The organism is Alteromonas sp. KUL106, assembly GCF_009811415.1.
Lineage (GTDB): Bacteria > Pseudomonadota > Gammaproteobacteria > Enterobacterales > Alteromonadaceae > Alteromonas.
In genome coordinates this window covers 1-26537 of the sequence record NZ_BLIG01000048.1, presented here as the reverse complement: position 1 = coordinate 26537, position 26537 = coordinate 1, and the positions used below count along the sequence as shown (strand labels likewise).

At 46.3% G+C, this 26537-nt stretch carries 25 protein-coding genes; 17 read left to right on the top strand and 8 right to left on the bottom strand.

Going from position 1 to position 26537, the window contains the following annotated elements; all coding sequences use genetic code 11:
* Positions 1-23: 23 nt before the first annotated feature.
* Entirely contained in the window at positions 24-1196 is a 1173-nt protein-coding gene (locus GVO63_RS16775; RefSeq protein WP_159581404.1) for a sugar MFS transporter, read from the bottom strand.
* A gap of 142 nt (positions 1197-1338) precedes the next feature.
* On the bottom strand, positions 1339-3762 hold the full coding sequence (locus tag GVO63_RS16770; RefSeq protein ID WP_159581402.1) for a TIM-barrel domain-containing protein: 2424 nt from the start codon (positions 3760-3762) through the stop codon (positions 1339-1341).
* A gap of 294 nt (positions 3763-4056) precedes the next feature.
* Between GVO63_RS16770 and GVO63_RS16765 the strand changes: the two genes are divergently transcribed.
* Positions 4057-4545, top strand: a complete 489-nt coding sequence (locus GVO63_RS16765) for a hypothetical protein (RefSeq protein ID WP_159581400.1) — start codon at positions 4057-4059, stop codon at positions 4543-4545.
* A gap of 144 nt (positions 4546-4689) precedes the next feature.
* Here GVO63_RS16765 and GVO63_RS16760 read toward each other — a convergent pair whose 3' ends face one another.
* The 3 genes from GVO63_RS16760 to hslR all read right to left on the bottom strand — a co-directional run bounded on the left by GVO63_RS16760 (position 4690) and on the right by hslR (position 8054).
* Positions 4690-6252 (bottom strand): phosphoenolpyruvate carboxykinase, encoded by a 1563-nt coding sequence (locus GVO63_RS16760; RefSeq protein WP_159581398.1) that lies wholly within the window; start codon positions 6250-6252, stop codon positions 4690-4692.
* 474 nt (positions 6253-6726) lie between these two features.
* Positions 6727-7626 carry an Hsp33 family molecular chaperone HslO gene (gene hslO, locus GVO63_RS16755; protein ID WP_159491643.1) on the bottom strand — a complete coding sequence of 300 codons (900 nt, stop codon included), beginning with the start codon at positions 7624-7626 and terminating at the stop codon, positions 6727-6729.
* A 23-nt stretch (positions 7627-7649) separates the two neighbouring features.
* Complete coding sequence (gene hslR, locus GVO63_RS16750; protein ID WP_159491645.1) at positions 7650-8054, bottom strand: ribosome-associated heat shock protein Hsp15; 405 nt, start codon at positions 8052-8054, stop codon at positions 7650-7652.
* A gap of 129 nt (positions 8055-8183) precedes the next feature.
* On the opposite strand from hslR, the gene gspC reads away from it, so the two are divergent.
* The 13 genes from gspC to GVO63_RS16685 all read left to right on the top strand — a co-directional run bounded on the left by gspC (position 8184) and on the right by GVO63_RS16685 (position 21245).
* Positions 8184-9107 (top strand): type II secretion system protein GspC, encoded by a 924-nt coding sequence (gspC, locus tag GVO63_RS16745; RefSeq protein WP_159581396.1) that lies wholly within the window; start codon positions 8184-8186, stop codon positions 9105-9107.
* A gap of 103 nt (positions 9108-9210) precedes the next feature.
* Positions 9211-11256, top strand: coding sequence for a type II secretion system secretin GspD (gene gspD / locus GVO63_RS16740; protein WP_159491649.1), 2046 nt, complete (start codon positions 9211-9213; stop codon positions 11254-11256).
* A 1-nt stretch (position 11257) separates the two neighbouring features.
* Complete coding sequence (gene gspE, locus GVO63_RS16735) at positions 11258-12823, top strand: type II secretion system ATPase GspE (protein ID WP_159491651.1); 1566 nt, start codon at positions 11258-11260, stop codon at positions 12821-12823.
* On the top strand, positions 12824-14050 hold the full coding sequence (gene gspF / locus GVO63_RS16730; RefSeq protein WP_159581394.1) for a type II secretion system inner membrane protein GspF: 1227 nt from the start codon (positions 12824-12826) through the stop codon (positions 14048-14050).
* Entirely contained in the window at positions 14050-14487 is a 438-nt protein-coding gene (gspG, locus tag GVO63_RS16725; RefSeq protein ID WP_012520130.1) for a type II secretion system major pseudopilin GspG, read from the top strand. The genes gspF and gspG overlap by 1 nt, the downstream gene beginning before the upstream one ends.
* A gap of 5 nt (positions 14488-14492) precedes the next feature.
* Positions 14493-15119, top strand: a complete 627-nt coding sequence (gene gspH / locus GVO63_RS16720) for a type II secretion system minor pseudopilin GspH (RefSeq protein ID WP_159581392.1) — start codon at positions 14493-14495, stop codon at positions 15117-15119.
* Positions 15120-15235: 116 nt separating this feature from the next.
* On the top strand, positions 15236-15622 hold the full coding sequence (gene gspI / locus GVO63_RS16715; protein ID WP_159581390.1) for a type II secretion system minor pseudopilin GspI: 387 nt from the start codon (positions 15236-15238) through the stop codon (positions 15620-15622).
* 1 nt (position 15623) lies between these two features.
* Entirely contained in the window at positions 15624-16250 is a 627-nt protein-coding gene (gene gspJ / locus GVO63_RS16710; RefSeq protein WP_159581388.1) for a type II secretion system minor pseudopilin GspJ, read from the top strand.
* Entirely contained in the window at positions 16247-17305 is a 1059-nt protein-coding gene (gene gspK / locus GVO63_RS16705) for a type II secretion system minor pseudopilin GspK (RefSeq protein WP_268891657.1), read from the top strand. Before gspJ ends, gspK begins: the two co-directional genes overlap by 4 nt.
* Positions 17305-18504, top strand: a complete 1200-nt coding sequence (gspL, locus tag GVO63_RS16700) for a type II secretion system protein GspL (protein ID WP_159581386.1) — start codon at positions 17305-17307, stop codon at positions 18502-18504. The genes gspK and gspL overlap by 1 nt, the downstream gene beginning before the upstream one ends.
* A complete protein-coding gene (gspM, locus tag GVO63_RS16695; RefSeq protein WP_159491661.1) occupies positions 18501-18980 on the top strand; it encodes a type II secretion system protein GspM in 480 nt (159 codons plus the stop codon). The genes gspL and gspM overlap by 4 nt, the downstream gene beginning before the upstream one ends.
* Positions 18977-19732 (top strand): type II secretion system protein N, encoded by a 756-nt coding sequence (locus GVO63_RS16690; protein WP_159581384.1) that lies wholly within the window; start codon positions 18977-18979, stop codon positions 19730-19732. The genes gspM and GVO63_RS16690 overlap by 4 nt, the downstream gene beginning before the upstream one ends.
* A gap of 79 nt (positions 19733-19811) precedes the next feature.
* Positions 19812-21245, top strand: coding sequence for a YdgA family protein (locus tag GVO63_RS16685; protein ID WP_159581382.1), 1434 nt, complete (start codon positions 19812-19814; stop codon positions 21243-21245).
* Positions 21246-21321: 76 nt separating this feature from the next.
* On the opposite strand, the gene GVO63_RS16680 is transcribed toward GVO63_RS16685, so the two are convergent.
* From GVO63_RS16680 to yrfG, 3 genes are all read right to left on the bottom strand, one after another.
* Positions 21322-22710 carry an NAD-dependent succinate-semialdehyde dehydrogenase gene (locus tag GVO63_RS16680; protein ID WP_159581380.1) on the bottom strand — a complete coding sequence of 463 codons (1389 nt, stop codon included), beginning with the start codon at positions 22708-22710 and terminating at the stop codon, positions 21322-21324.
* 307 nt (positions 22711-23017) lie between these two features.
* Positions 23018-23563 (bottom strand): inosine/xanthosine triphosphatase, encoded by a 546-nt coding sequence (yjjX, locus tag GVO63_RS16675; RefSeq protein ID WP_159581378.1) that lies wholly within the window; start codon positions 23561-23563, stop codon positions 23018-23020.
* A 13-nt stretch (positions 23564-23576) separates the two neighbouring features.
* Entirely contained in the window at positions 23577-24290 is a 714-nt protein-coding gene (gene yrfG, locus GVO63_RS16670) for a GMP/IMP nucleotidase (protein ID WP_159491671.1), read from the bottom strand.
* 71 nt (positions 24291-24361) lie between these two features.
* On the opposite strand from yrfG, the gene nudE reads away from it, so the two are divergent.
* The 3 genes from nudE to GVO63_RS16655 all read left to right on the top strand — a co-directional run bounded on the left by nudE (position 24362) and on the right by GVO63_RS16655 (position 26485).
* On the top strand, positions 24362-24925 hold the full coding sequence (nudE, locus tag GVO63_RS16665) for an ADP compounds hydrolase NudE (RefSeq protein WP_159491673.1): 564 nt from the start codon (positions 24362-24364) through the stop codon (positions 24923-24925).
* A 3-nt stretch (positions 24926-24928) separates the two neighbouring features.
* On the top strand, positions 24929-25774 hold the full coding sequence (gene cysQ / locus GVO63_RS16660) for a 3'(2'),5'-bisphosphate nucleotidase CysQ (protein WP_159491675.1): 846 nt from the start codon (positions 24929-24931) through the stop codon (positions 25772-25774).
* Positions 25775-25900: 126 nt separating this feature from the next.
* Positions 25901-26485, top strand: coding sequence for a YceI family protein (locus tag GVO63_RS16655; RefSeq protein WP_159581376.1), 585 nt, complete (start codon positions 25901-25903; stop codon positions 26483-26485).
* Positions 26486-26537: the final 52 nt, after the last annotated feature.

Sequence of the window (26537 nt, the reverse complement as noted above, 5' to 3'; positions counted from 1 at the left end):
CCGAGCCTGCCTTTTCAAGGTAGTCAGCTTCGATGGTACTTTATCTTCCTGCTGTAACCATAAGAAGCGAACCACAACACACATCCCCCTAATGGTATTACCCAAAACGCAGTTGTAAGCGGTGCAAAGTTGGCCCAAAGCCCGGTAGAAAAAGAAGCGACTTGTACGCCAGTCGAATTACCAATAATTGAAATACCAGAAAGCACCGGCCCGTTGTCGCTGTCGATGTTCATTGCCGCCGACAGTGCAAGTGGAAAAAGCCCACCTAATCCTAAACCCAGTAATAGATTACCCGCACCAATACCGTAAAAGGTTGGCATAAGCTTAAGCGCGAACACGCCAGCAAGCGAAGCGGTAGCCATTAACACTATCATGCGATGCACCGACACAAAGCGGAGTAAAAATGGAAAGGTCAGGCGGCTAATCACCATACCAGCCGTAAAGCATGCTAATAAATTACGCGATTGCTCGCCGGTAAAACCCAAACCGTTTTGCGCATAGCTTACAAACCAGTTCGCGTTTCCAAACTCTACAGCGCCATAGCCAAAGGTGAGCAGGGTCAGAAATATAAAAACCGGCTGCTTAATGATGACGCCAAAGGCCAAGGTTTTCTTTGGCGCTTTAGGTTGGCCTTTAAGTACTTTTGCCTGTGAGCGCGCTGCAATAAATGTATAGCAAGACAGGATTATCATAACGCCCGCCACGACTTGAATAGGCAAACGCCAGTTATACTCAACAAGATATAACAGTGTGACGAAAAACGAGGCAGCAAAGGTACCAAGGCTGAACATAAAGTCCATTAACCCCATCATGGTAAAGCGCTTTTCTGCATACATGCGCGCAATGAGCGTATGCCCAATAGTGAATATTGTGGAACTCACTACACCAATCAACACGGCTAATACCAAAAACCATTGCCAGGACGACAATACTGAGACCAGCAACAGAAGCCCTGTATTCATGCTAAACAGTGTGGCTAAAAGCGGCATATATTCAAAGCGACTGGCGTACTTGCCACCTATCACCGCGCCCAACATCATACCTACTGAAAAAAGCGAGAACAGCGCGCCACTGACAACCTCTGACATTTGTAGATCGGCGGCAATATCTGGCAGCAGTATTCCCCACAAGAGGAACAACTTACCAATTAGGAAAAAACCAGCAAAAATAACTATGGTGGCAGGAAGTCGGCTCATTTAGGCTCCATGGATGATATCAGTAAAAAGACATCCGATTTAAAACGTGAGGGCACAGCAAAGGCATGCCCCTTAACCATAAAGTGAACCCTCAAAGGACGCTGAGCTTTACCGTGTAATAAAGAAAAGCAGTCCTTAATTATCACATAATCACTACCTTCACAGGTTGCTGGTAGTCGCACGAAAATGCAAGTGAAAGCGTTTTCCCTTTTTCATCCCACTGCACTGGTACGACACGACCATCAATGGCAACGCTCTTTGGCTTTTCTTTGAAACCATGCACCACATAGTTAATGTTGCGCTGTTTCGGCATACCGATATAGCTGCCGTCACTGCTAAGCGAAAGGGTTAACCCGTTGTTGTCATTTACTGACGAGTGCAGCTGCAAAGTGGTGTATAAACCTTTATCGACAGATGCTGGGTCTACACCGTCGTCCTCGTAATAGGTATAGGAAGACGACGTTACCGAGCTGTCATACCAATAATGTATTTCCAGTTTGCGCGCATTGGACTGCTCTGTACGACTAAGCCCTTTAGCCATCGGTATAAAGCTTCCCGCCTTCACCCATACTGGGAAATTGTCTTCGCTTAGCGGGTAATCCACCGTTCGACCACCTTGGTATGGGGTGTCAGAGAAAAAGTCGAACCATACGCCTTCAGGAAGCGCCGTTGGCCACAACGTGTGATTGGGCATCGTCACGGGCGAAACTAAAACCCCGTCGCCCCACAAATAACTGTCTGCATTTTCAAACCAATCGCTTTCAGCGTACTTCATCGCTAACGGACGCATTAATGGCGTGCCGTAAAGCGCATTTTCAAAGGCCAACGAATAGTTGTACGGCAGCATGTCGTAGCGAAGTTGAATAAACTTGCGCGCAATCGACTTTACAGGGTCAGCGTGGAAAACCGGCTCTGGCGCAATGTTATCTTGCGCATGAGGCCTAAATACCGGTGAAAAGGCACCGAACTGAAGCCATCTTGTATAAAGCTCGGCATCAAATGTTTCGCCACCCGCAAAGCCGCCTAGGTCAGAGTGCGTATAGGCTAACCCGAAAACACTCATCTGAAGTGCGAGTTCTACCTGCGGCTTGAGCCCGCCCCAGCTTCGACTTACATCACCCGTCCAAGGCACCATGCCGTAACGTTGACTACCCAAAAAGCCTGAACGCATCAGCACGAATGGGCGCGTGTCGGGTTGCAGTTCAGTTAAATTGTTATACACGGTTTTCGCCCACTGATGACCGTAGGCATTGTGGACTTCTGCGCCGCTTACTTTCTTCGACTGCCACATGTGCTGAATATCATCGGGATGCACTTCTGGCTCGCCCAAGTCGCCCCACCAGCCTGCAACACCCTGTGCAGCAAGCTTTTCATAGTATTGCCAAAACCAGTTTTGGCCGCTTTCACTGAACACATCAACTAAGCCTGTATTACCGAAATAGAAATCAAACGTGTACGGCTGGCCATCAGCATTTTGCGCTAGTGCATTATTTGCAACCGCGCTTTCCCATTGCTTTGACGTTGTCAGAATAAACGGCTCAGTGATCAGCACAGTTTTTACGTCTTGACTGCGTAGCTCACTCATCATTTTCTCTGGCTCGGGAAACGTTTCACGATCCCAACTCAAGTTCCCCATATGACCTTGAATGTCTTTCCCAAACCAATATAAGTCGAGCACCACGGCATCAACGGGAATATCTTGCTTATTGAAAGCATCTACCACTTCCATAACTTCGTTTTGGGATTTATAGCCAAATCGCGACGCAAAGTTACCGAGGAGCCAGCGTGGAGGAAGCGGCTGTTTTCCTGTTACTGCTACGGTATTCGTTACCGTATCTTCTAGGCTTTCACCCAACACCATGATGTAGCTAGCGCGGCCGCCCTGCGCCTTAAATAGCAACTCTTCGCTGTTCGTTTTGCCAATATCTAGCTCGCCAGAAGCGGTGTTATCAAACAATACGCTATAATTTTTTGACGACATCACGGCCGACAGGCCAAAGTACATCTGATTTGAAGACGTGGTGTAACCGTAATGTGCTTTGTTGTACAGCGGCATGCTATGACCACGACGATCCATACCTAAAACACGCTGGCCACCACCATAAAGCTTTTCGTTTTTATCTAGCGCAAACGACAGGCTGACGCCATTGCTGGAAATGCTAAGTCCACCTTGCTCTTTCGCCACAACTTTGCCGTTTACAGAATAACTGATAGCGTGTGTCGACTTATCAACATGCGCTGCAATATTATTGAGTTTAAAGATCAGGGTTGTGGCTGTTTCAACTAGCTCTAGATTACTGGCAGTGGTGTTTGTAACGTCAGTCAACGCGCGCTCGAGAAGCGCCATAGATGGTAGATTTGCGTAAGGCATGCCATTATTATCAGTAAGATACGTTACTTGAAACCCACTATTGTGCAAGGCGCTTATCGTGAAATCATTGGTATCCGTATCAATATGTAGCGTTGCTTTTTCGAGTAGTGCTGTTTGAACTTCGGCGACCGTATTTATCGAGAAAAATGCCAAACCAGCACATGCAAGTGCTAAACGCTGTTTCCTGTCTATCATGCTTAAAACCTTCTTTGTGCTTCATAGCGAAGCGCGCTAGATTGAAGCCTACGTGTGTACGATGAATGATAGCCAGTACCTTGCTCAACTTAAATAAACATACGTATTCATAATGTTAAATTTGTTAATAACAATTGTGTTATTAATGATTATCTCTTTGGCTCACTTACTGATATAAAAAGATATACAAAAAGCGAGTCTAGTAATCATGGAAGAATACTCCCTTATGCCATCAACTAATTATGCGCCGATGCCAACCTTTCCGAACAAAGTTAATCTAGAGCGAAATGAATAATGCGATGGATGTTATTTAGTGTCGTTACAACTTTATTTGGGTTTTATTGCTTTGTCAGATTATTTCAGCCTAACGCTTTTGTTCATGTTGGAGATAATAACGTCGCTTTAGCGACGGTGCACATTGACGCTGGTTGGCATTTTGAACCTACTGTATTTAGTGACGAAAAGCTGTCTGATATTGCTAGACTGCATAATCTCCCACAAGACATCGTTCATATTACTGTCCCTGTTGTCTATAACGCCGAAAACAAGTTAATACCTGCACCCAATAACAAGGACAGAGAGATTCGTATTTTTGATACTTCATTACTTATCGAAACAGCTTCTCTAGATCCATTTGGCGTGCCTTACACCCTAAGACTTATTTCTATTGATAATCAGAAATACTGGATTAGAGACAGTCACATGGACAGCGAGCTTTTTCAGTACAGGTCGAACATCGACTTTACTCCAGTATCCACAAATTGGTTTAGCTCAACGCTCTAATAGTAAAGGTGTCACTGAATCAGATAGCTCTCGAAAGCCTAACCATACCAATCAACAACCGCTAAAAAAAAGCCCGCAACACGGTGCGGGCAAAACATCAATCACGTTGAGTGTGATGAACGTTGGGAAGGGGCGGACGAGGTATTAGTTACCTGGCCCGGCTTTAACGATAGCGTCGCTAACGTCGTACTTTTCAAAGTTTTCTTTAAAGTCGTTCACCAAGTTAGCTGCGTACTCGTTGTACTTTTCTTTGTCAGCCCACGTGTTTTGCGGCACAAGCAGATTGCTATCTACGCCTTCAATTGAAACAGGTACATCAAGGTTAAGCGCATCAATATGCTGGGTTTCTACATCAGCCAAACTGCCAGATACAATCGCATCGATAATGGCGCGGGTAGTAGGAATATCAAAGCGACTGCCCGTACCATAAGGACCGCCGGTCCAACCGGTATTCACCAAGTAAACCTTAGCGCCAAACGCTTTCACTCGCTTAATAAGAAGCTCTGCGTAAACGCCTGCTGGACGCGGGAAGAAAGGCGCACCAAAACAGGTTGAGAAAGTTGATTCAATATCGCTAGTAGAACCAATTTCAGTAGAACCTACTTTCGCGGTATAGCCACTTAAGAAGTGATAAGCAGCAGCTTCTTCACTTAACACAGAAACAGGAGGCAAAACGCCGCTTACGTCACAGGTCAAAAACACCACTGAGCGCGGCTCGCCGCCTCGGTTTTCAGCAACGCGCTTCTCGATGTGTGAAAGCGGGTAGGCAGCACGTGAATTTTGGGTTAACGACGTGTCGGTATAATCTGGCGTGCGTGTTTCATCTAACACAACGTTTTCTAGGATCGTACCGAACTTAATTGCATTCCAAATTACCGGCTCATTCTTTTGAGAAAGGTCGATACATTTTGCATAGCACCCTCCTTCAATGTTAAACACGCTGCCTGGTGCCCAGCCGTGCTCATCATCACCAATTAGGAAACGCTTAGGGTCTGCAGAAAGCGTGGTTTTACCTGTGCCTGAAAGACCGAAGAATAAAGTCACATCGCCTTCTTCACCTACGTTTGCAGAGCAGTGCATAGGGAGTACATCTTTCGCCGGAAGCAAAAAGTTTTGCACTGAGAACATGGCCTTTTTCATTTCACCCGCGTAGCGCATACCTGCAATCAACACGCGCTTTTTAGCGAAATTGATGATGACGGTGCCATCACTGTTGGTGCCATCACGCTCTGGTTCGCAAACAAAGCCAGGTACATTTAAGATTTGCCAAGGCTTGTCGCCTTTAACATTCCACTTCTCTGGAATAATAAAAAGGTTGCGAGCAAACACATGCTGCCATGCTGTTTGCGTGCGTACTTCAAGAGATAATGCATGTTCAGGATCTGAACCTACCTGAAGGTGAGATAGAAAGTGTTCTTGGGTAGAAAGATAGGCATCTACTCTGTCCCACAGCGCGTCAAACTTGTCCGCGTCAAAAGGCTTGTTCACCTTGCCCCAGTCTATGTCATTTTCTGTAGAAGGCTCTTTAACGATAAATCGGTCGTTTGGAGAGCGGCCTGTACGCTTGCCGGTTTCAACGACAAGCGCCCCGTTCTTATCTAATACACCTTCGCCGCGCAATACTGCGCGTTCAATGAGTTCTGCATTAGGCAGGTCGGTGAGTGGCGTTACTTTCAGTTCCGTTTGAATTGAGGCTGCTGCGGTCATGGCTGTTACCCTATATGTAATTTTTCAAAAGCACTTTCAAAAAAGTATCACCTACAAGAGTCTAATGTAAACAAGGCTTAAAGCGCATTTTTAAAACACATACCCACTATTTAGCTGCCTATAATTTCACAAATATTGTAATATAATTACATTTTTCACCCATTTGTCAGATAAATATGGGATAAAAGTGATGAGGCCGGCGATATTGATCGATGAATTTCAAAATAAAAGAACGCTAATTTTTTTTGAAAGTAACAGTAAAAATTTTCAAAAAGCGGGGAAATGATAGGTGCATCTTAATGATGAAAAGATAAACACTTACTGGTGAGTAATTTTTAACCAGTCGTTAAGTGTTTAGATTTATTGAAAGAAAGCGGGGAATAAAAAAGCACCTAACGTAGTGTGCCCACTTCTTTAGGTGCTCTGATTCTTTAAATGCGAGCCTACCTGTTACTGGCAAGCGCTAGCGTGTGGTTATTGATTTGACGATGAAACGTCAAAGTTTCCATTGTGAATCGCCTCTACGTCGATACTGTCAAAACGATACTCGGTATGACAGTACTGGCAGTTCATTTTGATGGCGCCTTCTTCGGCGATAATTGCGTGAAGTTCAGACTTCTCAACATGACGCAGTGCTTCTGCGCTGCGTTCTTTCGAACATGAACACGCAAACGTCACATCTTTAGCTGGGTATACTTCCACGTCTTCTTGGTGATAAAGACGATACAAGATATCTTCAACAGACAAAGAAAACATCTCTTCTTTGGTAAGCGTTTCAGTCAGCTTAGAAATGTGTGCAAATTCGTTCGCCTGCGACACATCGGTAGCACTGGCATCGGTAGGCAGTACCTGTAGCAGCACGCCCGACGCTTTTGCGTTACTGGGATCGCTCAAGTCTGTCATTAAGTGAACGCTGGTCGCTAGCTGCTCAGACTGGTCGAAATAGCCTTCAATGCATTCAGCGAGAGAAGGTTTATCTAACGCGACAACGCCCTGATAACGTTCGCCTTCATCTGGTGTAATAGTAATGACCAATACCGCTTGAGACAAAAGCTCTGAAAACGTTTCAGGCAGCGTCTCTAGAGACTCATCCCAGCGCGCTACGCCGCGAAGGGTTTGTTCGTGGGTGGCATTTAATACCGCATAACTCACTGGGCCTTTGCTTTGAATTTGCAGTGAAATTTCACCTTTGAACTTAAGTGTCGCCGTTAACAGTGACGTCGCCGCTGCCATCTCACTAAGTAACGTTTGAATTTGCACTGGGTATTCATAGCTGTGCACAATTTGCTTTAAGCTCTCATCAAGGCGCACCAATTCGCCACGGACGTTGGCTTGAGTGAATAAGAAGCGGTGTAATTTATCGAAATCGCTCATAACTAATCCTGTTGAGCAGCGTATTATTGCTGCTTAAATTTAATAATCTGTCGTCGCTGCTTTTTATCAGGTCTGTGATCGGGTTTAGGGCTGTGAAATGCATTCATTTTTCGCGCAGCTTGGTTTTCTTCACGTTTTGTTACACTTTCGTCAGTCTCTTCAAACAGTGTCTGTGCAAGCGTCGCGCTCACGCGCTTATCACTCAAGCCTAGCACCTTTATTTCACGAATATCCCATCCAGAGGGAACTTTTATCATGGCACCGAGCTCTACATGCTTACCAGGTTTGGCTCGTTGCCCGTTGTACTGGACCTTTCCCGACTGCACCATGTCTCTGGCAATTGCGCGGGTCTTGAAGAACCTCGCAGCCCACAGCCACTTGTCCAGCCTGACATTCTGTGTTGTATTGTTACTTTCCAATTGGCTCATGTAATAATTTCGTAATGGTGTAGCTTTAGTGTTGTGACCCTCACCTTTACTAGGCTATTATGGGTTTGCTAAAGCGCGGTTAACCAAAAATTCACTATATTATAATAAAGCAGTACCATCAGTGGCAGCATGACATTCAATAAACCCAACCCACATTCTCTGGTTGTTTATCTAAACCAGCATCAAAAACAGCTACACACCATCGTAGTGGTTCTGCTTAGCCTGTATTTAATTGCGTTTGCTGCCAAACTTGTTTGGCAAATTATACCCGAACCACAACTATCTGCGACACCCACAGTAAGTCGGGCACCAGTTGTTTCTTCGACCTCCGGCAAAAATGGGGTCAACATCACCAAAATACAACAGTTGAATTTGTTCGGTAACGCCGCAGCGAAGCCTGCCGAGCCGGTTGCTGAGGTAACCGACGCGCCAGAAACGCGATTAAATCTCACGTTAACAGGCGTGGTCGCAAGCTCTGAGCAAGAAGCCGGCACCGCTATTATAGAAAATCGCGGAAGCCAAGCTGTTTACGGGTTAGGTGAAAAAATTGAAGGCACTAATGCCACACTACAAAAAGTTTACAACGACCGCGTTATTATTAAGAACGGGGTAAGAAACGAAACCCTGATGCTTGATGGCATTGATTATGAAGAAGCGAATCGACGTCGTGAAATGCAGGCAAGAAACCGACCTGAGCCAGTGGAAGATGAGTACGAAGAAGATGCCGTCGAGTTGAGTGATGAAGCGCTAGAAGCAACCGTCGCTCTCAGAGAGCGTCCAGCAAGTTTCACGGACTTCATCTCCATATCACCAAAAACAGAAGAAGGCCAACTCATTGGCTATCAGGTAAGCCCGGGAAAAGAACCCGAGTTATTTAAATCTGCCGGCCTCCAAGCAGGCGATGTCATTACCCAAATTAACGGGCTAGACCTTACCGACTTGCAACAATCGCAAGAGGCTTTGTCTGAGCTACGCAATGCACAAAATATAGAATTAACGATTATTCGAGATGGCAGCTTAACTACGCTATACCTAGATCTACCCGAGGCGTAACAATAACTATAACGGTAACGGCTCGTGCTTATTAGATTAGGTATACACTGATGATTACGAAGCAATCCAGCCATCTAAAGGTTAGGAAATGAAGGACGTTAGAATGAAAAGGCGCACCAGCCACAAACTATTATCTCGCTTAGGCACAGCTATGTGTACAGCGCTTCTATGTTTCTCGGTAACGGCTGCTGAGTACATGCCTAATTTCAAAGATACCGACATTAATGAGTTTATTAATATTGTTGGTAAAAACCTTGAACGGACCATCATTGTAGACCCGAACGTTCGTGGCAAAATTAGCGTACGTAGCTACGACATGCTCAATGAAGATCAGTATTACCAGTTTTTCTTAAACGTGCTTCAAGTATATGACTTTGCCGTTGTAGAAATGCCAAGCGGCATATTAAAAGTGGTTCGCTCTAAAGACGCGAAAACATCGAACATTCCGGTCGTAGAGGGCGCAAATCGCGACGGCGATGAAATGATTACCCGCGTTGTTCCTGTGTACAACGTTCCGGTACGTGAACTTGCTCCAATTTTACGACAGTTGAATGACCAAGCGGGCGGCGGTAACGTGGTCAGCCACGACCCATCAAACGTGATGATGCTGACAGGTCGCGCTGCGGTGGTTAACCGCTTGGTAGAGATCATTGAACGTGTCGATCGCGCCGGTGACGAAGAAGTTGAAATTGTAAAGCTGCGTTATGCTTCTGCATCAGAAATGGTGCGCATTATCGACAGCATCAATAAGTCTCAGGGCAAAGCAAATACAGGTGGTAAGTCTGAGCCGCGCGCGGTTGCAGACGACAGAACAAACTCGGTTATCGTAAGTGGCGATATAAAAGCCCGTCAGCGCCTTATTAACCTTATACAGCGCATGGACCAAGAGCTTGAGTCTAATGGCAACACTCGCGTACTGTTTCTTAACTACGCCAAAGCAGAAGACCTAGTGAAAGTTCTACAGGGCGTATCAGCCAGTATTCAGGCGGAAGAGCAAGGCGGCGGCACCACGACTCGTCGAACGGGCTCAAACCGCGAAATTAGCATCGACGCACACGAAGATTCTAACGCTATCGTAATTACTGCAGAGCCGGATATGATGCGCTCGCTTGAAGAAGTAGTACGTCAGCTTGATATTCGCCGTGCACAGGTACAGGTTGAAGCCATTATCGTTGAAGTCTTTGAAGGTGACGGTAATACGTTAGGTGTGCAGTGGGTTTCAGAAGAGGGCGGTGGTACACAGTTCAATAACGGCGTTATAGGTGTAGGCTCATTAGCTGTAGCACTACGACAGGCTGAGGATAGAGAAACCACCCAAACGAACATCACAGCTAACGGTGAAGTGGTGGAAACAACGGACACGATCGAAGGCGACTTTACCGCGCTTGCTAGCCTTCTTGGCGGTGCCAACGGCCTAATTGCTGGCGTTATCGAAAATGGCTGGGGCGCAGTGGTTCAAGCTGTTAGTACCGACACCAATTCAAATATTCTTGCCACACCTCATCTAACTACCATGGACAACGAAGAAGCGTTTTTCATCGTTGGTCAGGAAGTACCTATTATTACAGGGACTACAACCGGTGCGAACAACTCTAACCCGTTCCAGACGGTTGATCGCCAAGAGGTGGGTATTAAGTTAAAAGTCACGCCTCAAATTAATGAAGGCGACGCGGTACAGCTTCTTATCGAACAAGAGGTGTCGAGCGTAAGCGGTGCAACGTCGGTAGATATTTCAATTAACAAGCGTGAAATCAAAACCACTGTAATTGTGGATGATGGTGGCACCATTGTTCTTGGCGGCCTCATCGATGAAGACGTGCAAGAAAGTGTGTCTAAAGTGCCGTTACTGGGTGATATTCCAATTCTGGGGCATCTGTTTAAAACCACGTCGACGAGCAAGCGTAAGCGTAATTTGATGGTGTTTTTGAAACCGACCATTGTACGTGACGGTGCCACCATGAATGCTATAAGCCATCGCAAGTATAACTACATTCGCGCGCTACAGCTTAAACGTCAGCAAGAGGGTGTATCTCTCATGCCGTCTGCCGAGACACCAACCATGCCACAATGGGATGATGCACTTTCACTGCCCCCTTCTTTTGAAGAGTATTTAACAGAGAAAGAAAAACAAAAAGAAGGTAACGACTAGTATGGCGGGGCAAGACGAACAACTTACTCAAGCAATAGAGGCGCAAGAAGAAGCCCTAGAAGCCATGGGTGAAGACGCCGGTTTGCCTGAAGCGGAAGCTGGCCCTAAGCAATTATCGTTTAGTTTTGCCAAGCGTAACCAGGTGTTGCTTGAAACCAACGAAACGCCCGCTGTACTTTATTTTACAGAGAACACACCGTTTGACGTATTTGCTGAGGTTCGTCGCTTCTACGGCGAGCCTTTTGTTCCGAAAACCATCCCCGCTGACGAATTTGAAAGTCTACTCACTAGCGCTTTTCAACGAGACAGTTCAGCGGCGAAACAGCTCATGGAAGATCTTGGCAACGAAAGTGATCTGTTTGCCCTAGCAGAAGATTTACCAGATACCGAAGATCTGCTCGACAGCGAAGACGACGCCCCAATTATCAAACTTATAAACGCCATGCTTGGCGAAGCAATCAAAGAAGGCGCGTCGGATATTCACATTGAAACCTTCGAAAACCAGCTCGTGGTTCGCTTCAGGGTAGACGGTGTGCTGCGCGAGATTTTGCGCCCTAATCGCAAGCTTTCATCCATGTTGGTATCGCGTATTAAGGTTATGGCGAAATTAGACATTGCTGAGAAACGTGTGCCCCAAGACGGCCGTATTACGCTTCGCATTGCTGGCCGCGCGGTGGACGTGCGTGTTTCTACTATGCCATCTAGTCACGGCGAACGCGTGGTGTTGCGTCTTTTGGATAAAAACAACGCCCGCCTGAATCTAGAGGATTTAGGCATGACGCTACAAAACCGCAATCATTTTTCTACGCTCATTCGCAAGCCTCATGGAATTATTTTGGTTACTGGCCCCACCGGTTCAGGTAAAAGTACAACCTTGTACGCTGGGCTCTCTGAGATAAATTCGCGAGACAGAAACATCTTAACGGTTGAAGACCCTATCGAATTTGACCTTCCTGGAATTGGACAAACTCAGGTTAACCCTCGGGTTGATATGACCTTTGCTCGGGGCCTTCGCGCAATTTTGCGTCAGGACCCAGACGTGGTGATGGTGGGCGAGATTCGTGATATCGAAACCGCGCAAATTGCGGTGCAAGCCAGTTTAACCGGTCACTTGGTACTTTCTACTCTGCATACCAATACAGCAGCGGGCGCGATTACCCGTTTGGAAGACATGGGTATTGAGCCTTTCTTACTGTCTTCGAGTTTACTGGCCGTATTGTCGCAGCGCCTGGTACGGACATTGTGCCCTGAATGTAAGAAGCCTCATACGCCTGACGCCTCTGAGCTTGAAATATTAGGCCAAGGGGCCACCAGTAGCACCACTATTTATAAACCGCACGGCTGCGCCGCGTGTAACCAAACCGGATACCGCGGACGTACGGGTATTCACGAGCTACTGCTGGTAGATGAAAAAGTACGTGAAATGATGCACGAAGGGGTCGGCGAACAAGCTATTGAGCGATACATCAGACAGTCTACCCCGAGTATTCGTGAAGACGGCTGCCGCAAGGTGCTTTCTGGCGCCACCTCACTTGAAGAAGTGCTTCGAGTCACGAGGGAAGACTAAATGGCGGCCTTCGCTTATAAGGCGGTTAATGCCCGCGGTAAAAATACAAATGGCGTACTTGAAGGCGATAATGCACGTCAGGTGCGACAGCAACTGCGCGAGAAAGGGCTGATTCCCCTTGAAGTTGAGCAAGTTGCAGAGCGCTCGCAAAATGAAGGCAAAGGGTTTTCCTTTGCCTTATTCAAACCTCGTATTTCAGCATCAGATTTAGCGCTGCTTACACGCCAGCTTGCTACCCTCGTTGAATCAGCGCTTCCTGTTGAAGAAGCGCTGCTCGCGGTGGCCGAACAATGCGAAAAGCCCCGTCAGAAAAACATGATGATGGCGGTGCGCAGCAAAGTGGTTGAAGGGCACGGCTTGGCCGATGCATTAGGTCAATTCCCCAGTGTGTTTGACGAGTTATACCGCGCCATGGTGGCAGCGGGTGAAAAATCAGGGCACCTTGACACGGTACTGAATCGCTTAGCAGACTATACTGAGCGAAGACAGCAAACCCGAAGCCAAATTACTCAAGCCATGATTTACCCATTATTGATGTTGTTTTTTGCTGTAGGCATTGTGTTGCTGCTTTTGACGGTGGTAGTACCCAAAATTGTTGGGCAATTTGACCATATGGGACAGGACCTGCCGGGCATTACACAATTTCTTATTTCGGTAAGTAACTGGCTGCAAAACTACGGCGTGTTTATGCTTATCGGCATTGGCGTGTTCACTGTTATCATACAGCGCTTACTGCAGCAGAAACACATGAAGCTGCGCTACCACAGAGCCCTTTTAACCTTGCCATTGATAGGACGGGTATCGCGGGGTTTAAACACGGCCCGCTTTGCTCGTACATTGAGTATATTGAGTGCCAGTGCCGTTCCCCTTCTAGAAGCTATGCGTATTTCTGGCGACGTACTGGAAAATCAGCATATTAAGAATCAAGTGGCAGATGCCGCAATCAACGTAAAAGAGGGCAGCAGCCTACGTGCGGCGCTGGATAACACAAAAATGTTTCCACCCATGATGATGCATATGATTGCATCGGGTGAAAAGTCGGGCGAGCTTCAGCAAATGCTAGCCCGAGCAGCAGATAATCAAGATAGGGAATTTGAAGCGCTTATTGGTGTCTCACTTAAGGTATTTGAACCCTTACTTATTGTATCGATGGCAGGCATTGTTCTGTTTATCGTTATGGCAATATTGCAGCCAATTTTAGCATTGAACAACATGGTGAATATTTAATGAAAACACTTAATCGCAGTTCTGGTTTCAGTTTGATTGAAGTCATGGTCGTACTTTTAATCATCGGTATTATGGCCTCTATGGTTGCTCCGCAGATTTTAGGTAACCAAGAAGAAGCGCAGCTTAAAAAGGCGGCGGTTGATATTCAACAAATGGAAAGTGCGCTTGAAATGTACAAACTGCGCAACAATCGTTTCCCAACGACTGAGCAAGGCTTAGATGCTCTGGTAACCGCACCTACCATCGACCCCATTCCTCGTAACTACCCTGAAGGCGGATTTATTAAGCGCCTTCCTGAAGATCCATGGGGTAACCCTTACGCATTGATTAGTCCAGGAGAACTCGGTGTCGTTGATATTTTCTCAAATGGTCCAGACGGTGAACCAGGTACTGACGACGACATCGGTAACTGGAACATTAACGAATACCTGAACTAACCTTTATGCGCTACAGCGGCAGTACATCGTTTTATAGAGCTGGCTTTACCCTTTTAGAAGTCATGCTAGTACTGCTGCTTATGGGGCTGGCCGCCGGCTATGTTATGTTCAACGCCTTTGGTGCAAGTCAGTCTGACTTATTGAAAAGCCAGGCGCAACGCCTACAAGTTATTGTCGACATGGCCAGCGACTTTGCCGTATTAAATCAGCAACAGCTTGGTGTTCGCTTCGAGGCTGACGATAACAAGTATTACTTTGTTTACTTAGATGACAATGATGAGTGGCAGCGCATTGAGGGTGAAAAGACGTACGAGCCTTATACGTTGCCGGAACCTTTTACTTTCACATTAAACTTAGACGACTTACCTTGGGATGTAGAAGACAGGCTCTTTGATAGAGAGATATTTGACGAAAAGTTAAGTGTTTCTGACGAGGGCGTTGAAATAGGTAAAGAAGAAGAAAAGAAGCTACCTCCTCCACAAATACTCATTATGTCGAGCGGTGAAATCACCCCCTTTACCGTATCGTTTAATTACGAAGGCGATGAAGGCGACGAGCCGGTTTATTTCAGCCTGCAAAATAAAGATCTACCACCTTTAGTGCTTGAAGGGCCTCTGGCGAATCCATTATGAGCGTGCCTGTTATGAGAATTTCCACTTTGAGACTGTTTATTTTTTACAGGCGTACTGCTAAACCGTCTTTAGAAAAGGCATTACTAAAAACGGGCTTCACAAAGCATAACACCGATATGAGTACCTCCTTTTACCAAAGAGGGCTAACCCTACTTGAAGTCATGGTCGCTCTACTTATTTTCGCTCTCACTGGTACCGCCGTCCTCAAAGCCGCAGGTGAACACTTATCAAGTGTGGGTCAAATCGAATCTATTACCTTCGCGAATTGGGTGGCAAGTAATCGCTTAAACCAGTTACAGCTAGATAACACATGGCCGCCTAAGAACAACCTAAAAGGTACGATGGAGATGGCCGACCGAACGTGGTATTGGCAGCAAACGGTGGCGAAAACAAACGACAACGATTTACGGGCCGTTACTGTTTCTGTAGGTGAAGATGAAAACTACCGCAGTTCGGTGACTTCAGTGACAACATTTGTCGCTAAGCCAACGGCGGGAAATTAGTATGCAGCGCGGTTTTACGCTTATTGAAATACTGATCGCAATGGCCATTTTTACACTCATTGGCCTAGCTTCTACAGGTCTGCTTACGACAGTTATCGACAGCAACGACATTTCAGAAGAGCGTTTTGCCAAGCTTCAACTGTTGCAGCGGGCCATGATCACCATTGAACGCGACCTTCAGCAAGCTGTGCCTCGCGCTGCTCGCGTTAACGGTGAAAAACAAGATGTGGTAATGGCCGGTGGCGAGGTTGATGATAGCATGGATGACGGAATAGGCTTTGTACGCGGAGGTTGGCACAACCCCCAACTCATGCTGCCTCGAAGTACGCTTCAATATGTCGCATACCGCTTGAACGAGAATAGGTTAGAGCGCTTGTACAGTAACTATGTTGATAATGTTATTGGCTACGAGCCCAAGGTGCGTGTGCTGTTAGAGGAAGTGGAAAGCCTTAAGATAGAGTTTCTTGCCACCTCCAATAATGAATCATTAGATGAAGACGAGGAACTTTCCTGGAGTGACGATTATAAAGGCACTGCACTTCCTCGAGCGGTGGCGATAGAATTTGTAAGCAAAGACTTTGGCAAAATTCGTAGAGAGTTCACGCTAACCACGGGTAGCTCAACATGATGATTAGGTCAGCCTCATGTAACCATGTGAAACCACAAGCAGCACGTAGGTTTAGCGCTCCACCAAAGAAGCAGAAAGGCGTGGCACTTATGATTGTGCTTATGATTGTGGCTTTGGTGGCCGTGCTCGCGACCGAAATGGGCACGCGCTTACAGCTTCAGGTTCAGCGCACGATGAACCTTAAAGATAACAATCAAGCCTATTGGTATGCTATGGGCGCGGAAGCTTTTGCACGAAAATCGATTCAATTGTTGGTAGAGGAAAGTGCTGAGGTTATTTCTATTGATCAGCCCTGGGCACAAGAATTTACCTATCCATTAGAAAACGGCGGACTGACCGCCAACTTGGAAGATTTGCAAGCGTGCTTTAATTTAAATGCCATCGTGTCTGGCAGTGCGTCAAATAACACCAATAATAGTACCTCGAGTGACACCACCGAAGCCATGGAAGCCTTCCACACCATGTTACTATCGCTAAGCGTTGATGGCTTAGACAACTATACGGCTGACACGCTGCGTGACAGTTTGGCCGACTGGGTAGATGAAGATGACAGTATGCGACCTTATGGGGCTGAAGACAGTGAATATGAATCACGAGAGTTTCCTTACTTAGCAGCTAACGGACCACTGGCATCGAAAAGCGAATTGCGTATTATTAACGGTGTGTCACCAGAATGGCTCGACAAGGTTTTACCCCTCGTTTGTGTAATACCCGATTACAATGAGTTAAAAATTAACGTCAACACGTTAGAAGAAGAAGATGCACCTTTGCTTGCCGGTTTGACTGGGCTTGATATTCAACAAGCCTCGAGCCTGCTGAGTAGTCGCCCGCAAAATGGGTGGGACGATACCAATGCATTTTTAAGTGAACCATCTATTCAAGCGCTTAATTTAACGAGCTCTCGACAAGCATGGTTTTCCGTTAACACTGAATATTTTATGTTGCACACAAAAACACAGTACAACAAAGCAACTTTTAAGCTTTCCACCGTGTTTCATGCTAGCGCTGATAGCGGCGTGCGCATTGTGAATCGCGAGTTTGGGGGAACCTATTAATGGAACAATTATTGGTGCGCTTAGGCGCCAACTACACCGACCCGATAAGCTGGCTCGTTTATTCAAAAACGGAAGATGAGATCATCGCTTCTGGTGAACTTTCCAGTGCAGAAGACTTGCCTACACTTTCCGAGCGGGCAGGTCAGCGAAGCGTCATTGCCCTAGCACCAAGCAGCGACATACTGCTTAAATGGGTTGAGCTGCCGCCTAAGGCGGGCCGTAAAGTCATATCCGCCATCCCGTTTATGCTTGAAGATGAGCTGGCAACCGATATCAGCCAACAGTTTTTTGCAATTGGTCCAAGGCGCGGCGACAAGCAAGCAGTGGCGGTGGTCAGCCATGAAAAAATGGAAATGTGGCAATCATGGCTAGGTGAAGCAGGTCTCTTTTGCGACACCATTATTCCTGATGTTCTTGCCGTACCTGTAACGCAAGACGGCTGGTCAGTATTAACGCTTGGCGAGCAGTTGTTGGTGCGCCAAGATACTTTCAAAGGCGTCCAGGGAGAGCAGGCCTGGTTGCTGCCAACGCTTATTCACTTCACGGCACAGCAAGAAAACCCGGTGACGGTTACCAACTACGCTGGCATCGATTTGAGCAGCTTGCCAAACATTGAAGAAGCGCAGGCGCCGCTGGAGTTACCTATGCAGGTACTGGCTAAAGAAGCGATGCAAAGTAGCTTTAACCTGTGCCAAGGTGAATACAAAATTAAACGTAAACGTAGCGGCGTATTGAACCAATGGCGTGTCGCTGCCGTTCTTGCGGTGCTAGTCTTATGTACCAGCCTCATTGATAAAGGGGTTTCTCTCTATCAACTTAAAGCGCAAAATCAGGCGCTAAGCAGCGAGATAGATGCTGCGGTAAAAGCAGGATTTCCTAATATCGGTACTTACCGTAACGTAAAATTAAAGCTTCAAAGCGAACTAGCAAAATTAGAACAAGGTGGTGGCGATGCCTCTATGCTAGTCATGCTAGATCAGCTTGTACCCGCGTTTTCAGCCACTGACGTGAAGCCGCAAACGCTGCGTTTCGACGCATCGCGCACGGAAATTCGCATTCAGGCTCAGGGCAAGAACTTCGAGGCGTTAGAGCAGTTTAAGCGTACAGCGGAAAACGCTGGGTTTGCGGTTGAGCAAGGCGCTATCAACAATCGAGACGACGGCGTTGTCGGCACAGTGTCAGTAAGGAGCACCTTATGAACGCACTTTTAGAAAAGTATAAAGCGCTCACTGAACGCGAGCAAAAACTCGTATTGTTCTCAGCGGTTATGATTGTAATTGCCCTATTTTATTTTGCGGTTTGGTCTCCCCTCAACGCTTCATTAGATAGACAAAGACAGCTACTTGATAACCAGCAGTCACTGTTGGTGTGGGTAAAAGAAAGTGCAGCTAGGGCCCAGCAGTTACGTCGTGTTAGCGGCGGTAAGCGCGCGTTCTCTGGTTCTTTGCCCCAAGCGGTAAATCGCACCACTGCGCAGCACGACATTGCCATTTCACGTATGCAGCCTCAGGGTGAAGAGCTGCAAGTATGGGTAGACCAAGCCCCTTTCAACAGCGTTTTAGATTGGCTTAAAGCCATGGAGAACATGGGTGTGGTTATCCTTCAAGCCGATATTGCCGAAGCCGATGCACCAGGCTATATCAAAATTCGCCGACTACAGTTAGGTAAAGCATGAAGTCGAAAGTTAGTTGGATTATAGGCGGTGTTATCGCCTTTCTGTTATTTGCCATAGCCTACATGCCTGCGACTCAGGTAATTGGCCGCGTATCGTTGCCAAGTAATATTTCGGTCAGCGGCGTCAGCGGCACCTTGTTTTCAGGTAAAGCACAAACGCTGGTGATCAATGGTTTACCTATCAGCAACGTTAGATGGGAACTTAGCCCGCTATACATGTTAATGGGTAAAGTGAAGTTAGACCTGAAAGCGGGAAACATTCGCGATAAAAACGACATTGCGTTTGAAGGCCCCATAACAACTGAGCTGTTTAGTCAAAGTACAGTGAACACTGAAAACTTTACGCTTTATCTGCCGGTAGACCGAGTGATTGCACAAGTTCGCTTACCGTTACCCGTCAACGCTGGCGGGCGTTTTAAGGTATCGCTTGATGAGTTAACTTTTGGGCCTGCATGTCAGTCACTAAGTGGCACCGGGGACTGGTTAAATGCAACAGTAGCGGGCACCCAAGGCCCGATTGATTTCGGCACCTACTCGGCGAAACTTCGCTGCGAAGGCGAGGATATCGGCATAACGGTAAGTGAACCGAACCTACTTAGCCTATCTATGGATGCCGTGATTCCCACCAATATGAAAAACATTCGTGTAAGTGGTAAATTCAAACCCGATGAAAGTTTGCCAGAGGAAGTCCATCAGGCATCACGCTTATTTGGTACGCCTAACAACAACGGCTACATTGCTATTCAACTCTAGTTTGTACAATATAATACCAGTCCGCCCTGATATTGATATATCAGGGCAAACCGGAACATTCTTAACAAAGGATTGTAAAATGAACAAATCTCTTCTAGCAGGCGCAGGGGTTACCCTAGTCGCACTTGGTGTCGCGCCCTATTTCATTGGTAATAGCGTACAAGACAATGTTACGTCGGCTGTCAACGAAATAAATCAGCAAGCACTCTATTCAGCACAGGTACTTTCTTACCACAAAGGCTGGTTTTCTACCACGGCAGAAGTAAAGCTCGCCGTTGATTTTCAGGCACTGATGAATGCGCAAAATGTGGATTCTGGTGAAATGCCATTTGAAGAGAATCCAGGCGTGGTGGCGACGCTCGTAGCGCACCATGGTCCCTTATATTTCGGCGACGGTATAGGTTTAGGCCGCGTTCATTATACCGTATCCATCGATGGTGATAAGCTTAGAGAATACGTACAGTGGGATAGACAAATGCCTATCTACCACAATGAAGGCGTAGTGGGCTTATTCGGTGGTTTGCATTATGCGGATGTTATTCCGGCACTGAGCGCGACCAGTGAAGAAGACAATTTCACGCTACTTTTCTCAGGTTTTAAAGGCGAAGCCGAGCCAAAAGGCAATGAGACTATCTATACCTCTCTGGGCGAATCACTCAGTATTAATGCTGATGATGTGTCTATGACAGTGTCTAATTTATCGATGGACATAAGCTACCAAGGTAGCATTGTAGAAGCATTGAAAGGCGATCTCTTTGAATCAAAGGTAAAAGCACTGATTGAAAATATGGAAATCAACGGGCTAGAGCCAGACTCAAAAGTTCAGCTGGATAATATTGCCCTTGTTACAAATACAGAAGTAAACGACGAAGATAATACCGCCAATATTTACGTCGAATATGCGATTGATAAAATCGTCGGCCCTGAAATTGAAGCCACCAATATGGTTCTGGGTGTAGCGCTTAATAATTTAGATATCGATTTCATCAAGGCATATCAAGAATTCAGCAATGCTTCACTCCTTGTGCCTTCTGAAGAAGTGCCAGAGAAGCTTATGGAGTTTGTGAACGCAAACTTGCTCACCCAACTTAAAGCAGAACCTGAACTAAACATTACGACACTAAAAGCAACATTACCCGAAGGCTCGTTTAATGCTCACGCTAGCACAAAACTCGTTGGCATAGACGCCCTGCCTGGCACCTTAGAAGATGCGGGTTATTGGGTAACCCATCTGCTGGCTGATGCTCAAATTACCGCGGACAAGGCCTTTGCAGAGAGCATGGCGTCTGGCTACATGATGGGCCAAATTTTGGCAACGCCCCAGGCGCAAAGTATGACAGCAGAAGAGCTTCAAGCTGTTGTGGATCAGCAAACGCCCATGATGTTAGGTACATTTGCGCAGCAAGGTCTAATAAAAGAAACTGAAAATGGATATGAAACCAAACTTACCTTAAAAGATGGGAAAGCCACCGTTAACGGTACGCCTATTCCACTGCCCTTTGCACCGCAGTAATTCCACAGAAAGGTTATTAAACAAAAAGCGGACACTTAACAGTGTCCGCTTTTCTATGAACGTATTTTGCTCTACGTTAGTCAGTCGATTTTTCCGCTACCATAATGGTTTTGATATTGACGAATTCGCGCATACCATAACCACCGTGCTCACGGCCATAACCACTATCTTTAACGCCGCCAAAGGGCAGATTAGGCTGAGCTAACGAATAGCCGTTGATATTCACCATACCCGTATCAAACTCGTCTTTTGCTAATGAAATCGCTTTATCAGTATCGGCGCTAAAGATACCGCCGCCAAGTCCGTAGCGAGAATCGTTCGCCACTTCCATTGCCTGCTTGTCATCACGCACTCTGATAAGTGATGCAACCGGACCAAATAATTCATCATCGTAGGCTGGCATGCCTGGCGACACTTCTTCAAGAATGGTAACGGGATAAAAGTATCCGTTTGTATCTGGCACTTCTCCACCAAGGGTCAGTTTTGCGCCATTTTCCAACGACTTTTTAACTTGGTCGTGCAATTCATCTCGTAAGTCCTCACGCGCCATGGGCCCTAAATCGGTATTTTCGTCTGTAGGGTCGCCCACTTTCAACTTCTTGCACTGCGCAACAAACTTATCTCTAAATTCGTCGTACACGCTATCTACAATAACAAAGCGCTTCGCCGCCACGCACGTTTCGCCGTTATTGATGACTCGGCCTTGAATACACATTTCTACGGCATTATCGATATCCGCATCTTCAAGTACTAAGAAGGCATCATTACTTCCCAACTCCATAACGGTTTTTTTCGATAAGCTTGCTGCTTCTTTTGCCACCTGCTTACCCACCTCATCACTCCCTGTGAATGTGACGCCGCGGACATACTTATGCTTAATCAAATCGCTAGCTGTACTGCCATCTATTAACAATGACTGATATACATTTTTAGGAAAGCCTGCATCTTCATACATTTGCTGAATAGCCTGCGCCATTCCAAAGACATTTTGTGCGTGTTTAAGTACCGTGGTGTTACCTGCCATAATGTTTGAAACGCTATAGCGAATTACCTGATACAGCGGGAAATTCCAAGGTTGAATACCCAAAATGACGCCAATAGGCTGATAAGTGATAATGGCACGGCCACCTTCAAAAATTCGATGCTCATCTTCTAAAATAGATGCGCCATGCTCAGCAGTGTAACGACAAATACCCGCACATAGCTGCACTTCTTGCTTACCCTGTGCCTTAACTTTTCCCATTTCGCGGGTCATTAAACTGGCTAAATCGTCAATTCGCTCTTCCATGAGGTCAGCGAGGTTGTTGAATAAATCCGCGCGAGTCTCAAATGATGTACGACGCCAATTCAAGTATGCTTCTTGTGAACGCGTCACGGCTTGCTCTGCGTCCTCAACTGACATCAAATGATAATGATCGATTTTTTCACCCGTTGCAGGGTTGTAGGTATTAATTGTCTCACTCATTGTCACTCTCCTTAATCCTTTTGGGATAAAGGTGGTGCAACTAAAACGCCAAGCTGACAAAATCTATTTTTTCTTTTTAATTCATAGAGTTGAAAAAATCACACCAACAAAGGCGTATAACATTAACGGGATCGTTCAGAAAAGATTACGTAACGCGGTAAAGATTTCAGAGCAACTTGGCGTACTCTTGGTGAGCGTGAGAAGGTAAACGATAAAAGCTAAAGCTCACGGCAGAGAGTGGCCTTTCGTGAGCGGTCAGCGCTTTTTTAACAAGCCGTGGTTATACAACCGTAGTGAAGCGTAACAACTAATCGGTATACAGGTCGGGAAAGTGAAACTTAGCCATCGCTAAAGTTAACGCTACTTCATATACACTTTGTCGGGTGGCGTGATTTAACGTAAGTAAACCAATCGCCCCCCCTTTTTGTTTGACATTCGTCATATCAAAGAGCTTATCCATAACCGGCCCAAGTTCTTCGCCTCGCTGCAGCGCCTGATAAACGCTAACGGGAAGGGGTAAGCTTGCACTTCTTGTCACTGACCAATGCCCCTCGTGATAGATAGCAACATAAGCAAACGTTGCCGGGCCATCTTCAAAGACATCCACTCCTCCTTCAATAGCAACATACCACGCATCAGACAATCCACCTTGATGATGGGTGAGCATTGCTTTAACCCGGTTTATTGCGCCTAAGCGAGTATCTTCCTCGCTCATTGGCTGCTCAGGCACGCCGCTTGGCACCGCCATTCCTTGCGCATCAAAGTCATGTTCCAAGGTGTCAGACAAGGTATTTAACGCGGCGTTAATCTTAACTGGGTTTATCGACCCAACATAAATTGTATCGGAGACCATTTGCTTTCGTCCTTTAAAAATGTCCTTTCGCGGCATTACCTACTGGGTTAGCACTAATATCATTAAGCATTAAACGATAGTCACGCACCGCAGGAAACTCGCTAATATTTCTGTTAGGCAGCGTACTGTCAGGGTTATCAACTGCTAATAAATGTTTAATGCCGAACGTTTTCGCCGCATTCAATATCGGCAGCGAATCATCGACAAACAAGGTGCGACTGGCGTCGAATTTAATGCGTTTTTGCAAACGCTCCCACAATAATTGGGACTCTTTCGTTACGCCAAACTCATGGGTAGAAATCAAGTTGTCGATGTGGGCGTCAAGCTGAGTATGTTCAATCTTAAGTGCCAGACTATTAGGGTGCGCGTTGGTCACCAACACAACTTCTCGACCTGAAGCGTGAAGGGCATCGAGAAAGGGGATCGTATCTTCTCGAAGGGCGAGCAAATGAGCAAGCTCGCGCTTTAGCGGCATAAATTCGTTTTCTAAGTCTAATGCGAGCGACTCAGCCCAGTAATCTAAGCAGTACCATTGAATTTGACCAAACACTGCTTCATAACGCTCCGTCATTTCCTGCTGACTTTGTGCTTCGGAAATACCTCGCAACTCTGCTAAACGCTTGGGTAGATGATGCAGCCAGAACTGATTATCATAATGAAGGTCCAACAAGGTTCCGTCCATATCGAGTAGTACTGTATCTATTTCATTCCAGGGCAGAAAGGGCAAGCGATTTTCCTTATAATGAAGTAAGCTAATAAATTGTATACAAGTATGATAACAAAGTTGTAGCGAGAGACATGCCGAAAATTGATCCGAACAAACCGTTACCACAAATTCATTCTCGTGAAATCGTTGCCCAAAGCAAACTCTTTAGGGTAGAGCGCCTAGACCTTGAGTTTTCTAACGGCGCCACCCGTGAATTCGAGCGCATGGCTGGCGGTAACAGAGGCGCGGTGATGATTGTGCCAATGCTAGATGAAAACACCATGGTGTTAATTCGCGAATATGCCGCGGGCACGCACTCGTATCAACTTGGTTTTCCAAAAGGTCTGATTGACCCCGGTGAGAGTGCTATTGAAGCGGCCAATCGCGAGCTTCAAGAAGAAGCCGGCTTTGCTGCTCACGACCTTATCGAACTTCACAAAGTGAGCATGGCTCCTACCTTTTTTAATGCCAACATGACGATCGTATTGGCCCGCGACTTGTATCCAAAACAACTAGAGGGCGATGAGCCTGAACCGCTTGAGGTAATTCATTGGCCTTTAGATGAAGCAGATGCTTTACTTGCTAGAGAAGACTTTATAGAAGCACGCTGCATAGCCGCGCTGTTTTTAGCTCAAAAGTGGTTTAAGGAACAATAAACTATGCCCGATGACGCCCATGCCGACCTACTAGAACTTGCTAAAAAAATTGCCATAGAAGCTGGCGAAGCTGTATTAGAAGTGTACGATAAAGGTGATTTTGATGCTTACCAAAAAGACGATGAATCTCCCGTCACCAGCGCAGACTATTTGGCTAACGATATCATAAATAAGCGCCTTAAAGCCGCGACACCTGACATTCCTATCCTGTCAGAAGAAAATAAGCACGCAAGTTTAGAAGAGCGAAAGCATTGGCCTCGATATTGGCTTATCGACCCCATTGACGGTACCCAAGAATTCATCGCGCGAAGCGGTGATTTCGCAGTTAACATTGCTTTGATAGAAAACAACGAACCAACCATTGGCGTAATATTCTGGCCTCCAGGGCAGTCATTGTATTACGCACAAAAGGGCAAGGGCGCGTTTAAATCGTCCCCAGACGGCGACCATCCCATCAAAGTGCGTAAATTAGACGACCCTAAAAATAGCGTTGTTATGATTGCAATTAGTCGCCGTCAATCACGGGAAAAAGTGCTCAGCAGAATGTGTGCTAAGCGCGTTTATCAAACTCTACCTCTAGGAAGCTGTTCGCTGAAAGCGTGCTTCATCGCAGAAGGCAAAGCCGACGTCTTTATGCGCATTGGCATTACTGGCGAATGGGATACCGGGGCGTCTCAGTGCATTGTTTCAGAAGCCGGTGGCAGTATTGCGGCAGCGAACTTCGAACCTCTCACATATAATCAGCGTCATTCGCTAGAGAACCCAGATTTTGTGGTAATGGGCGATCAACGAGTGCCATGGCAAGACGTTGTCCAGTATGATGATTTTGTAAACCCGCATCAGCATTAGCGCGTATAAAACAAATAGCGCAGTTTGCTAAGCTACGTATAATAGCGTGGTAATGTTGCTGGGCCTCATTACTCTGGTCATGGTTAAATCAAGCCAGATGGAACCTAATAGTAAAAGGAGTAACTTATGATGACTACACGTATTCACGCGTTATCGACAGCATTGCTAGCCTGTGGACTGGCATTTCCTGCCGTAGCTGATTGGTCGATTGACGGCGAAACAAGCGTGCTGCATTTTTTATCAACGAAGAACGCCCAAGTCACTGAAGTACATGAATTTGATAGCTTTGAAGGCTCACTGTCTGATAGCGGTAAACTTAGCGTTGCTGTTGACTTAGCGTCGGTTAACACAGCAATTGATATTCGCAACGAGCGCATGCAAGAAATGCTGTTTAATGTCACTAAATTTGCACAAGCAACGTTTGAAGCAACCCTCCCTGACTCGATGACGAACCTACAGGCAGGTGATGTAGTTAACGGAAAAGTAGACGGCATATTAACGTTGCACGGCAAAGCGGTACCTACATCATTTTCGGTGCAAGCAAGCAGAGTGAGCGACGATACGTTAACGGTATCAACCACGGCCCCAACGCTAATCAAAGCAGAGTCGTTTGGGCTTGGAGAGGGTGTTGCGGCACTTCAAAAGATTGCCGGTCTACAGAGTATAACGACTACGGTACCTGTCACGTTTTCTGTAACTTTCGAACAGTAAAAACGCGAAGACCAAACACCTGACGCTTAATACCAATCCGCATAGATAATTG